Annotated in this window: 11 protein-coding genes; 7 read left to right on the top strand and 4 right to left on the bottom strand. The window is 71.7% G+C overall.

All coding sequences use genetic code 11. The features are described 5' to 3' along the window. Positions 1-40 precede the first annotated feature (40 nt). Complete coding sequence (locus CA983_RS12495) at positions 41-1537, top strand: cytochrome P450 (RefSeq protein WP_086600966.1); 1497 nt, start codon at positions 41-43, stop codon at positions 1535-1537. On the opposite strand, the gene CA983_RS12490 is transcribed toward CA983_RS12495, so the two are convergent. Next, the gene (locus tag CA983_RS12490; protein ID WP_086600983.1) at positions 1531-2517 is read right to left on the bottom strand and encodes an RluA family pseudouridine synthase; all 987 of its coding nucleotides are present in this window, start codon (positions 2515-2517) and stop codon (positions 1531-1533) included. The genes CA983_RS12495 and CA983_RS12490 overlap by 7 nt on opposite strands. Positions 2518-2597: 80 nt before the next feature. Between CA983_RS12490 and CA983_RS12485 the strand changes: the two genes are divergently transcribed. Next, complete coding sequence (locus CA983_RS12485) at positions 2598-3179, top strand: GNAT family N-acetyltransferase (protein WP_086600965.1); 582 nt, start codon at positions 2598-2600, stop codon at positions 3177-3179. Positions 3180-3217: 38 nt separating this feature from the next. Here CA983_RS12485 and CA983_RS12480 read toward each other — a convergent pair whose 3' ends face one another. Further along, positions 3218-4060: a siderophore-interacting protein gene (locus tag CA983_RS12480; RefSeq protein WP_086600964.1), complete on the bottom strand. Its 843-nt coding sequence runs from the start codon at positions 4058-4060 to the stop codon at positions 3218-3220. 125 nt (positions 4061-4185) lie between these two features. Next, on the bottom strand, positions 4186-5115 hold the full coding sequence (locus CA983_RS12475) for a 5'-3' exonuclease (protein WP_244206834.1): 930 nt from the start codon (positions 5113-5115) through the stop codon (positions 4186-4188). A 168-nt stretch (positions 5116-5283) separates the two neighbouring features. Here CA983_RS12475 and CA983_RS12470 point away from each other — a divergent pair, with 168 nt between their 5' ends. The 4 genes from CA983_RS12470 to CA983_RS12455 all read left to right on the top strand — a co-directional run bounded on the left by CA983_RS12470 (position 5284) and on the right by CA983_RS12455 (position 10638). Further along, positions 5284-6375 (top strand): quaternary amine ABC transporter ATP-binding protein, encoded by a 1092-nt coding sequence (locus CA983_RS12470; protein WP_086600981.1) that lies wholly within the window; start codon positions 5284-5286, stop codon positions 6373-6375. Further along, complete coding sequence (locus tag CA983_RS12465) at positions 6368-8983, top strand: ABC transporter permease/substrate binding protein (RefSeq protein ID WP_086600963.1); 2616 nt, start codon at positions 6368-6370, stop codon at positions 8981-8983. The genes CA983_RS12470 and CA983_RS12465 overlap by 8 nt, the downstream gene beginning before the upstream one ends. Positions 8984-9352: 369 nt before the next feature. Continuing rightward, positions 9353-9922, top strand: a complete 570-nt coding sequence (locus tag CA983_RS12460) for a helix-turn-helix domain-containing protein (protein WP_086600962.1) — start codon at positions 9353-9355, stop codon at positions 9920-9922. Continuing rightward, positions 9919-10638, top strand: a complete 720-nt coding sequence (locus CA983_RS12455) for a helical backbone metal receptor (RefSeq protein WP_086600961.1) — start codon at positions 9919-9921, stop codon at positions 10636-10638. The genes CA983_RS12460 and CA983_RS12455 overlap by 4 nt, the downstream gene beginning before the upstream one ends. Here CA983_RS12455 and CA983_RS12450 read toward each other — a convergent pair. After that, entirely contained in the window at positions 10550-11701 is a 1152-nt protein-coding gene (locus CA983_RS12450) for a TDT family transporter (protein ID WP_086600960.1), read from the bottom strand. The genes CA983_RS12455 and CA983_RS12450 overlap by 89 nt on opposite strands. Before the next feature lie 70 nt (positions 11702-11771). On the opposite strand from CA983_RS12450, the gene CA983_RS12445 reads away from it, so the two are divergent. Then, a partial coding sequence (locus CA983_RS12445; protein WP_086600959.1) for a LysR family transcriptional regulator occupies positions 11772-12516 on the top strand: 745 nt, incomplete at its 3' end.

The raw sequence follows: 12516 nt of genomic DNA, 5'->3' as shown, positions 1-12516 counted from the left end.
CGTACACACCTGGATTCACTTCAGTTTCGGAGCGACCACTGTGACGCCTGAATCCCACGCCCCGACCGGTACGGACGCCTCCCGGACCGGCCCGCCCCCCGGCTGCCCCGCGCACGGCCTCGGGCCCGGGGGACTGCACCGGCTGCACGAGTCGGAGGACCTGTCGGCGCTGTACGAGCAGCTGCGGAAGGAGCACGGCCCCGTGGCGCCGGTGCTGCTCCACGACGACGTACCGATGTGGATCGTGCTCGGCCACGCCGAGAACCTGCACATGGTGCGCTCGCCCACGCAGTTCTGCCGGGACAGCCGTATCTGGACCCCGCTCAGGGACGGCCTGGTCAAGCCCGATCACCCGCTGATGCCGCACATCGCCTGGCAGCCCATCGCCTCGCACGCCGAGGGCGACGAGCACAAGCGGCTGCGCGGCGCGGTGCAGGGCGCCATCTCGACCATCGACTTCCGCAGCCTGCGCCGCTACATCAACCGCAGCACGCAGGCCATCGTCAACCGCTTCTGCGAGCAGGGCGAGGCCGACCTCGTCGGCCAGTTCGCCGAGCACCTGCCGATGGCGGTGATGTGCGAGATCCTCGGCATGCCCGAGGAGTACAACGACCGTCTCGTCGAGTCCGCCCGCGACGCGCTCAAGGGCACCGAGACGGCGATCGCCAGCCACTCCTACGTCATGGACGCCCTGAGCCGGCTCACCGTCCGGCGCCGCGCCCAGCCGGAGGAGGACCTGGCCAGTTACCTGATCACCCACCCGGCCCGGCTGACCGACGACGAGGTCAGGGAGCACCTGCGCCTGGTGCTCTTCGCCGCCTACGAGGCCACCACCAACCTGCTGTCCAACGTGCTGCTCACGGTGCTGATCGACCCGCGCTTCCGGGCCCAGCTCAACGGCGGCCAGATGACGGTGCCGGAGGCGGTGGAGCAGTCGCTGTGGAACGAGCCGCCGTTCAGCACGGTCTTCGCCTACTTCGCCAAGCAGGAGACCGAGCTGGGCGGGCAGCGCATCCGCCGGGGCGACGGACTGCTCTTCGCCCCGCTTCCGGCCAACGTCGACCCGCGGGTGCGGCCGGACCTGAAGGCCAGCATGCAGGGCAACCGGTCCCACCTCGCCTTCGGCGGCGGCCCGCACGAGTGCCCCGGTCAGGACATCGGCCGCTCCATCGCCGACGTCGGCGTCGACGCGCTGCTGATGCGGCTGCCGGACGTCGAACTCGACTGCGACGAGGACGAACTGCGCTGGACGGCGTCCATCGCCTCCCGGCATCTCGTGGCACTGCCGGTGCAGTTCGCGCCCAAGCCGCCGCAGGACGTGACGCAGACGCCGAACCACAAGCCGGTCCCCGCACAGCGCTCGGACTGGCAGATCGGCACCACGCAGCCGCAGCCGCAGCCCCAGCCCCAGTCGGCGCCGGTGGCCGCACAGCCGCAGCCTCAGCCGGCTCCGGCGCCCCCACAGCCGGCGGCGGAGGAACCGGCCCGCCGCAAGGGCGTCTGGCAGCGCTTCCTGAGCTGGTGGCGGGGTTACTGACCGTCCGACGGACCGTCGTGCGTCCCGGCGGCCCACCGGTCGTACGACGCCCAGGCCGCGAGCACCCGGCCGCTGCGGAACCGGTGCTCCACGCCCGTGACCGGGTCGGTGAACTCCAGGGCCCGAGCCAGTAGTTGGAGGGGGCGCCGGAAGTCACCGGCCGGCACGGGAGCGGTGATCTCGGGGTAGAGCGGGTCGCCGAGGATCGGCACGCCCAGCGCGGTCATGTGCACGCGCAGCTGATGGGTCTGCCCGGTGCCGGGCACGAGCCGGTACCGGGCGAGTCCGCCGGCCCGGTCCGGGCGGTGTTCGACGAGTTCGACGCGGCTGACGGCGTTGGGCTCGCCCGCCACCTCCCGGGCGGTGAGCTCTCCGCGCTCCTTCACGATCCGGCTGCGCACGGTCCGGGGCAGGGCGAGGCCGGGAYCGTGCGCGGCGACGGCCTCGTACTCCTTGCGCACCCGCCGGTCGCGGAACAGCGTCTGATACGCGCCGCGCTCCTCGGGCCGCACGGTGAACAGCACGAGCCCGGCGGTGAGCCGGTCCAGGCGGTGCGCCGCGCCGAGCGTCGGGAGGTCCAGCTCGCGGCGCAGCCGGGCCAGCGCGGTCTCGGCGACATGGCTGCCGCGCGGGGTGGTGGCGAGGAAGTGGGGTTTGTCGACGACGACGATGTGCTCGTCCCGGTACACGACCTCCAGCGGGAACGGCACCGGCACCTCGTCGGGCAGCTCCCGGTGGAACCACACGAACATCCCGGGCACGTACGGCGAGTCCGCCGGCACGGCCCGCCCGTCCGCCCCGACGATCCGCCCCGCGTCGAACATCCCGTCGACGACCCCGTCACCGGCCCCCGAGAGCCGCTCCACCAGGTGTTCACGCACCGTGGCCCACGCCCCCGCGGCGGGCAGCTGCACGCGCACCGGGTCCACCCCGTGGCGCTGCGGCAGGGGAGCGGGCGGAATGCGGGTCCTGCGTCTCATCGCGGCCCAGCGTACGAGGCGGGCGGGCACCGGCGGAAAACCACTGGGGTCACCCATCGTGCCCTTGCCAGGATGTGGGCATGCCCTTCCTCATCAGCCCGGTCCTTTCGCCCAAGGTCTTCACCGGCCGCCCGCAGCCCACCCTGGCCACCGGCGACGGACTCCTCCTGCGCCCCTGGCGAACCGGGGACGCCCCGGCGGTGTACGAGGTCTTCCAGGACCCCGTGATGCACCGGTGGCACGCCCGGACCGCCGACTCCGAGGAGGAGGTCGCCGGCTGGATCCGTGACTGGCATCAGGCGTGGGAGGAGCAGCGGGAGGCGCAGTGGGCCGTCGTCGACGCGGACTCCGACCGGCTGCTGGGGCGGGTGGCGCTGCGTGAGATACGGCTCGACGACGGCGTGGCCGAAGTGGCGTACTGGACCGTCCCGGCGGCACGCGGCCGGGGCGTCGCCGCCCGGGCCACGACCGCGCTCGCCCGCTGGGCGCTCGACGAGATCGGTTTCCACCGTCTCGAACTGCTGCACGCCGTGCGCAACGAGGCCTCCTGCCGTGTCGCCTCGCGGACCGGGTTCGCCCTCGAAGGCACCAAGCGCAGCGCCATCCTGCATCCGGACGGCTGGCACGACATGCATCTGCACGCGCGCGTGCGGGGAGACTGACCGCGGCCTGCCCGGGGCGCAGTGGCGTGCTCGCGCGCTCAGGCGGCGGGGGTGCGCTCCTGCTCGGCCTCGATGCGCGCGTTCCACTCCCGCTTCGAGGCCTGCCAGCCGTCCTCGTTGTGGCCGCGGCGCCAGTAGCCGGAGATCGACAGGTCCTCGCGCGGGACGCTCCGCTCGACGCGCAGCAGCTGCCGCAGCTCCTTCACGAAGTGCGCCTCGCCGTGGACGAAGGCGTGCACCCGGCCCTCGGGGAACGCGAGGCCCCGCACGGCCTCGACGAGCGCCTCGCCGAGCGGCCGGTCACCGCGGTGCAGCCAGACGACCTCCACGTCCGAGTCGATCTTCTGCTCCTCCTCGGGGCCGGAGACCTCCACGAAGGCGTACGCCCTGGCCCCGCGCGGCAGTGCCTCCAGGGAGCGGGCGATCGCCGGCAGCGCGCTCTCGTCGCCGACGAGCAGATGCCAGTCGGCGTCCGGGTCGGGCGCGTACGCCCCGCCGGGGCCCATGAACCGCACGGTCTCGCCCGGCTGGACGCGCGCCGCCCACGGGCCGGCCAGGCCCTCGTCGCCGTGGATGACGAAGTCCAGGGTCAGCTCGCGGTGTTCGGCGTCCCAGTGGCGCACCGTGTACGTCCGGGTCACCGGCCACTGGTCGCGCGGCAGCTCGTCGCGGATGCGCTGCACGTCGAAGGGTTCCGGATAGGTCACGCCCTCCGGCGGGAACAGCAGCTTCACATAGTGGTCGGTGCACGTACCGACCGCGAAGTCGGCGAGGCCCTCGCCACCGAGCACCACGCGCTGCATGTGCGGGGTCAGCCGCTCGGTGCGGACGACCTGAGCGGAGTGCGGCTTGCGCGGCTGGCGTCCCGGTCGCTCTGCCATGAGGACCTCCCTGATTCGCATAGTTAGGCTTACCTAAGTTAGCACTTCGCCCCCACTTAACACCTCTTGGCTGAGAAGTTGATGAGGGTCACCGGCCACAGGAAGACCGTCAGCCCCCGCACAGGTCATGCCGCGAGCGTCGTCAGCAGGCGCTCCAGTGACCCGCCCAGTCCCCAGCGGGCCGCCAGTACCTCCAGCTCCGCCGGGTCGCGCGGCGTCCGCGGCACCGCCGTCGAGACGTCCGGCAGCGGTACGTCGTGCGCGACCCGGACCACCTTCGGTGCGACCGCCAGATACGGGCGCGCCTCGTCCAGCCGCCTGCGCTGCGTCGGCGTCAGCTTCGACCCCGGGTCCTCGACCGCCGCCAGGATCCCCGCCAGGTCCCCGAACTCGGCCAGCAGCTTGGCGGCCGTCTTCTCGCCGATGCCGGGCACGCCCGGCAGGCCGTCGCTCGGGTCGCCGCGCAGCAGGGCCAGATCCGCGTACCCGCTGCCGTCGACCCCATACTTCCCACGGAGCCATGCCTCATCGGTGAGCTGCAGTGTGCCCACGCCCTTCAGCGGGTACAGCACGCGCACCCCGCGCGCGTCGTCCACGAGCTGGTACAGGTCGCGGTCGCCCGTGACGATGTCGACCGGGCCCTTCGCCCGCGCGGTGAACGTGCCGATCACGTCGTCGGCCTCGTACCCCGCGACGCCCACGCGCGCGATGCCCACCGCGTCCAGCACCGCCTCGATGACCGGCACCTGCGGCGACAGCGTGTCGGGCACCTCCTCCTCGTCCGGGCCGGCCGTGTGCTCCTCGGCGACGCGGTGGGCCTTGTAGGAGGGGATCAGCTCCACCCGCCAGTGCGGCCGCCAGTCGGCGTCCATGCAGGCCACGAGGTCGTCCGGCCGGTGGTCCCGGATCAGGCGGTCGATGAAGTCGAGCAGCCCGCGCACGGCGTTCACCGGCGTGCCGTCCGGTGCCTTCACCGAGTCCGGGACGCCGAAGTAGGCGCGGAAGTACAGGGAGGCGGTGTCGAGGAGCATCAGTCGTCCGGTCACGCCACGCATCATGCCGTACGCCACCGACAGTCACGCGTCTCAGATGTGACGCGCCCCACTTGGGCGTTTGGGATGCGGAATCGGGGGGAGGCGCCGCCCCGCAGCGAGGCTGGTTGCGCAATTCAACATTTGCGTCCTGCCCTCGCTCTTTCTGTCTCCGTGGAAATTGAGGTGCACGTGTCAGCAAGGCTGCAGGCAGAGAGCCTGTACAAAGTGTTCGGCCGGAGACCGGACCAGGCGGTCCAGCGGCTCCGCGACGGGGCCGACCGGGACGAGCTGCGCGCCCAGGGCGCGACCGCCGCCGTGATCGACGCGTCCTTCACCGTGGAGCCCGGCGAGATCTTCGTCGTCATGGGCCTGTCCGGCTCCGGCAAGTCCACCCTGCTGCGCATGCTGAACGGCCTGCTCGAACCGACCTCCGGACATGTGCGCTTCGACGGCCAGGACCTGACCACGCTCGGCGACCGCGAGCTGCGCGAGGTCCGCTCCAAGAAGATCAGCATGGTGTTCCAGCACTTCGCGCTCTTCCCGCACCGCAGCGTGCGCGAGAACGCCGCCTACGGTCTGGAAGTGCAGGGCGTGCCCCGCGCCGAGCGCGTACGCCGCGCCGACGAGGCGCTCGCCCTGTGCGGCCTGGCCGGCTGGGAGAAGTCCTGGCCCGACGAGCTGTCCGGCGGCATGCAGCAGCGCGTCGGTCTCGCCCGCGCGCTCGCCACCGACGCCGACCTTCTGCTGATGGACGAGTCCTTCAGCGCCCTGGACCCGCTGATCCGCCGCGACATGCAGGACCAGCTGCTGGAGCTCCAGCAGAAACTCAAGAAGACGATCGTCTTCATCACCCACGACCTGAACGAGGCCATGCGCCTCGGCGACCGCATCGCCGTCATGCGCGACGGCCGCATCGTGCAGAACGGCACCGCGCAGGACATCCTGCTGCGGCCGGCCAATGACTACGTCGCCTCCTTCACCCAGGACGTCGACCGCTCCCGCGTGCTGACCGCGGGCGAGCTCATGGACACCTCGGTCACCGGCGACGACCCCGGCTGCCACTGCGAGACCGCCACGGCCCGCACCCCCTTCACGGAGCTGTGCGCGATCAGCGCCCGGCTCTCCCACCCCGTCTCGGTCGTGGACGAGGACAACAAGCTGATCGGCGTCGTCCCCCGGCAGCGCCTGGTCGGCTTCCTCGGCGACGAGCGGGACACCACCCCGGAGCCCTGCGACTCCCCGCGGGACACGGGCGGAGAGAAGGTGATCGCCCGTGCCTAGGATTCAGCTCGGCACCTGGGTCAACGACGCGGTCGACTGGCTCACCACCCACATGGGGTGGCTGTTCGACTTCTGCAAGACCGTCTTCCTCGGCCTCTACGACGGCATCAACGCCGTCCTCCAGGCCCCCGAACCGCTGCTCCTCGCGGGCATCTTCGCCGTGATCGCCTTCTGGCTGCGCGGCACCCTCGCTGGTGTCCTCGCCTTCGTGGGATTCGCGTTCATCGACTCCCTCGACCTGTGGGAGAACGCGATGATCACCCTGGCGCTCGTCCTTGTGGCGACCGTCATCGCGCTGGTGATCTCCATACCGGTGGGCATCTGGGCGGCCCGCTCCGACCGTGTCAGCGGTCTGGTCCGGCCCGTCCTGGACTTCATGCAGACGCTGCCCGCGATGGTCTACCTCATCCCGGCGATCCTCTTCTTCGGCACCGGCGCCTCCGCGGGCATCGTCGCCACGCTGATCTTCGCGCTCGCGCCGGGCGTGCGCATGACCGAACTCGGCATCCGCCAGGTCGACAAGGACCTGGTCGAGGCCGCCGACGCGTTCGGCACCACACCGCGCAACACCCTGCTGCGCGTCCAGCTCCCCCTCGCCCTGCCCACGGTCATGGCCGGCGTCAACCAGGTCATCATGCTCGGACTGTCCATGGCCGCCATCGCCGGCATGGTCGGCACCGGCGGCCTCGGCGGCGACGTCAACCAGGCCATCGGCCAGCTCAACGTCGGCCTGGGCGCCGAGGCCGGGGTCGGCATCGTGATCCTCGCGATCTACCTCGACCGCATGACCAGCGCGCTGGGCACCCAGGTCTCCCCGCTCGGCCGCCGCGCCGCCGCCAGGCTGCGCGCCGCCCAGGGGCTGAAGATCTGGTCGTACCGGCCCCGCCCGGCCGTCGCCGTGATCGGCGTCGTCGTCCTCGCCCTCATCTCGGGCGGCATGGGCGTCTTCGGCGGCGGCACCACCTCGACCGCCGCGGCCGGCAGCAAGGACGTCGGCCAGGGCAAGAAGATCAGCATCGGCTACATCCCCTGGGACGAGGGCGTCGCCTCCACCTTCCTCTGGAAGGAGATCCTGGAGCAGCGCGGCTACCAGGTCGAGGCCAAGCAGCTCGACGCCGGACCGCTCTACACCTCCCTCGCCCAGGGCGACATCGACTTCCAGACGGACGCCTGGCTGCCCACGACCCACGCCCAGTACTGGAAGAAGTACGGCAAGCAGCTCGACGACCTGGGCGCCTGGTACGGCAAGACGTCCCTGGAGCTCTCCGTGCCCTCCTACATGAAGGGCATCGACTCCCTGGAGGACCTCAAGGGCAAGGCGTCCGAGTTCGGCGGCAAGATCACCGGCATCGAGTCCAGCGCCGGTGAGATGGCCCTGCTCAAGAGCAAGGTCCTCAAGGAGTACGGCCTGGACAAGGAGTACAAGGTCGTCGACAGCTCCACGCCCGCCATGCTGGCCGAGCTGAAGCGCGCGTACGCCAAGAAGGAGCCGATCGTCGTCACGCTCTGGTCGCCGCACTGGGCGTACAACGACTACAAGCTGACCAAGCTGAAGGACCCGAAGGGCGCCTGGGGCAAGGGCGATGGCGTGCACACGCTGGCCCGCAAGGGCTTCGCGGACGACGACCCGACGGTCGCCGGCTGGCTGAAGGACTTCCGGATGAGCGAGAAGCAGCTCACCAGCCTCGAAGCCGAGATCAACAAGGCGGGCAAGGGCAGGCAGCAGGACGCCGTGCGCGCCTGGCTGAAGCAGAACCCCGGCCTCGTCGACAAGCTCGCCCCGGTCAAGGACGCCGCCGGCAGCACACCCGCCGAGGCCAAGCGGCCCCTGAACGTGGCCTGGTTCCCCTGGGACGAGGACATCGCCGTCACGTACCTGTGGAAGAACGTCCTCGAACGGCCTGGCTACAGGATGAACCTGAAGCAGATGGACGTCGGCCCCGTCTACACCGGTCTGGCCTCGGGCGATCTCGACCTCAACTTCGACGCCTGGCTGCCCTACGCCCAGCAGAACTACTGGGACGCGAACAAGGACCGGCTCAGGGACCTCGGCACCTGGTACGAACCGACCTCCCTGGAGATTGCCGTGCCGTCCTACGTCAAGGGCGTCGACTCCCTGGAGGACCTCAAGGGCAAGGCCGGCACCTTCGACGGGAAGATCATCGGCATCGAGCCGGGCACCGGCGAGATGAACCTGCTGAAGACCAAGGTCCTGCCCGGCTACGGCCTCGACAAGGAGTACGAGGTCGTCGACGGCTCCACCCCGGCCATGCTGGCCGAGCTGAAGCGCGCCTACGCCAAGAAGGAGCCGATCGCCGTCACCCTCTGGTCGCCGCACTGGGCGTACAGCGACTACAAGCTGACCAAGCTGAAGGACCCCAAGAAGGCCTTCGGCGAGGGCAACACGATCCGCACCATCTCCAACGAGAAGTTCCCCGAGCAGTACCCGCAGCTCACGAAGTGGATCAAGAACTTCAAGATGAGCGAGTCCGAGCTCGGCAGCCTGGAGAGCGAGATCAAGAACCGCGGCCAGGGCCATGAGGAAGAGGCCGTCGCCGCGTGGCTGAAGCAGCACCCCGACATGGTGGAGCGCATGACGCCGCAGTGAGGCCCGTCACGGGGCGGGACGCGACACACCGCGTCCCGCCCCGTACGCGTACCCTCACCGTAACCGGACCCCCACCCGTTACCCGGACCCACGAGCAGGATCCGGACAACCACAGAGCGCTACGCCACCCCCCGAACCCCTTCTCCCTCCCTGTTCCTCCCGCAGAGGAATCCGCGCGCCGCCCCCGGGGACGGCGGATCGGCTGGCGCGAACTGTGAGGTCGCGCACCGCCTCGTGTGACATCGATGTGACGGGCGCATGCAACGGTTTGCCGAACATGCGTAGGGTGCAGACAACTCAACAGAAGCAGTGCGCCGGGACACCGGCGCACCGGGATCGGACCGACGGGCGAAGGAGGGAGCCGGAGCGATGGGCGACCACAAAGAACAGCCTCTTCGAGTGGGCGCGGCCGTGCGTCGGCGGCGCCGCGCGCTGGAGCTCACCCTCGCCGTCGTGGCCGAGCGCAGCGGCCTGTCCGTCCCGTTCCTCAGCCAGGTCGAGAACGACCGGGCACGGCCCAGCACAAGCTCCCTGGAGAAGGTCGCCGACGCCCTGCGCACCACCGCGGTCGAGCTCCTCGCCGCGGCCGACCCGGCGTGCAGCGTGGACGTCGTCCGCGCCGACGACATCGAACCGCTGCCCCAGCCCCGGACCCGGTCCCTGGTGCGCGGCCACCACCAGATGCACGCCTCCGAGTTCACCGGCGACCACGACGCCGGCCGTGAGTTCCAGTACCGCAACGACCAGTTGATGTACGTCGCCGACGGCGCGGTGGAGATCGAGGCGGAGGGCCGCGCCTACCGGCTCGGCCGCGGCGACACGCTGTACCTGACCGGCGGTGTGCGACACCGCTGGCGGGCGGCGGAGTCCGATACCCGGGTGATCGTCGTCGCCGTGGCGGAACACATCGAGGCGGTCCGGGACCGGCCACGCCGGTGAGGGTCGTCTCGCTGGTCCCGTCGCTGACCGAGGCCGTGGCCCGGTCGGCTCCCGGCGCCCTGGTCGGCGCCACCGACTGGTGCACGCATCCGCCCGGCCTCGACGTCGTACGCGTCGGCGGCACGAAGAACCCGAAGACCGACCGGATCGTCTCCCTCGCCCCCGACCTGGTGATCGCCAACGAGGAGGAGAACCGCGAACCCGACCTCGCGGCCCTGCGCGCGGCGGGCGTCGAGGTCCTGGTGACGCAGATCCGCGACGTGCCGCAGGCCTTCCGGGAACTGGCACGCGTCCTGGACGCCTGCGGGGTGGCGGCCCGCCCGCGCTGGCTCGACGAGGCGGAGGAGACCTGGTCGTCCCTGCCGCCGCCCCCGGCCCGTCTGACGGCGGTCGTACCGATCTGGCGCCGCCCGTGGATGGTCCTGGGCCGCGACACCTTCGCCGGCGACGTCCTCGCCCGCCTCGGCGTCGACCACCTCCACGCGGCGCACCCCGACCGCTACCCCCGCATCCCGCTGGAGGAACTCCGTGCCGCAGCACCGGACGTGGTGATCCTCCCGGACGAGCCGTACCGCTTCACCGCCGACGACGGCCCCGAGGCCTTCCCGGGCCTGCCCTGCGCGCTCGTCAGCGGACGGCACCTGACGTGGTACGGGCCGTCGCTGGCCGAGGCGCCGCGGGTACTGGGCCGGGCCCTGCGAGCAGCTCGCCCCTGAGCAGCCCGCGCACGGTCCCCGCGACGGCGGTACCCCACGCGGCGACCAGCACCGCGTACAGCACCACCGCCGGCCCCGCGTAGGCCACGAGCCCGGTGTGCCGGCCCAGCGCCTCGGCGCCCGTGACACAGGTGCCGACCGGGAAGGTGAACGACCACCAGGTCATCGAGAACCGCATCCCGTGCCGCCGGGCGCACAGCACCAGGGCGGTGGCGAGGCAGAACCACAGCAGCGCGAACCCCATCACGGGCACGCCGTAGAGCACGGCGAGCACACCGAAACCCTGGCTGTACGGCGCCGGTACGACCCCTGGGGCGACGTCCGCGAACGCCCCGACAGCGGTCGTGGACTGCCCGAGCGGCCCGAGCACCAGGAACAGCGTCGGGGTGAGGGCGAGCGGCAGCGGTCCGCCGGTGATCAGCCGCCCGAAGACCAGCGGCAGCATGAGCAGGGTCGCGAGCAGGCTGAGCCCGAACAGCGCGACGCAGAAGAGGAGCAGCGTCTCCCGGGCCTCACCGGGAGGCAGATGGGGCACCAGCGGCGGCCCGACGGCGGCGGACACCATGGGCGCGACCAGCGGCAGCAGCCAGACGGGCGTGGCCTGCCCCGGCTCGACCCGGTGCCGTACGGCCATCAGATACGGCACGGCGACGGCGGCGGCCAGCCCGAGCACGGTACCGGCGGTGAACAGGACGGCGTCGAGCGCGACGGCCGCCCGCACGCCGATCCAGTCCCGGCCGACGGCGAGGGCCCCGCCGCCGACGGCCGGCAGGGCCATGGCGAGGCAGCCGTAGAACGGGGCCGTCGCCGGGTCGAGGAGGTGGGCGCGGGCCTGGTCCCGGTGGCGGGCCCAGTGCACGGCCCGGGCGCAGAGCAGGGTGACGAGCAGGACCAGCGAGAGGGCCCAGGCACCGGCGAGCGCGTCGCGCAGCCCGGGGACGTGCGGTGACAGGGCGGCCCCGGCGGTGGCGACGACGGCGGTGCCCATGACGGTGGCGTACCAGTTGGGCCCGAGGTGACGGACGAAGACTGCGCACGGAAGGGACTGGACCGGGGTGACCATGACTCCACGGTCGGGCCGTGGGCACCCCGCCACCAGGGAGTGTGCCCCTATGGCGACATAAGCTGGGTTTATGAGCAGGACGGAAGAGCAGGGTGGGGCCCCGACCACCGGGTCCCTGGCGCACCGGGTGCCGGATCTGGGCGGTCTGGAGTTGCTGCTGGCGGTGGCGCGGCTCGGCAGCCTCGGCGGGGCGGCGCGGGAACTCGGCATCACCCAGCCCGCGGCCAGCAGCCGGATCCGGTCGATGGAGCGGCAGCTCGGGGTGGCGCTGGTCGACCGCTCACCGCGCGGGTCCCGGCTCACGGACGCCGGTGCGCTGGTGACGGACTGGGCGCGGCGGATCGTCGAGGCGGCGGAGGCGTTCGACGTGGGGGCGCAGGCGCTGCGCGATCGCCGCGACTCCCGGTTGCGGGTGGCGGCGAGCATGACGATCGCCGAGTATCTGCTGCCGGGCTGGCTGCTCGCGCTGCGCGCCCAGCGGCCCGACACGGCGGTGTCTCTGCATGCCGGGAACTCGACGGTGGTCGCGGAACGGCTGCTGTCGGACGAGGCGGATGTGGGGTTCGTCGAGGGGCTGACGGTCCCGACGGGGCTGGACTCGGTGGTCATCGCCCACGACCGGCTGATAGTGGTCACGGCTCCTGCCCATCCCTGGGCCCGTCGACGGCGGCCCCTGGCGGCGGGGGAACTCGCGTCGACCCCGCTGATCCTGCGTGAGAAGGGCTCCGGGACGCGCCAGGTCCTGGACGCGGCGCTGGGGGGCCTTGCCCGGCCGCTGATCGAGCTGTCGTCCACCACGGCGGTCAAGGCGGCGG

It is taken from the genome of Streptomyces swartbergensis (assembly GCF_002148965.1).
In the GTDB taxonomy this organism is placed as follows: domain Bacteria; phylum Actinomycetota; class Actinomycetes; order Streptomycetales; family Streptomycetaceae; genus Streptomyces; species Streptomyces swartbergensis.
Note: the sequence above shows the minus strand (reverse complement) of the source record. Positions and strands in the feature narration are given on the sequence as shown.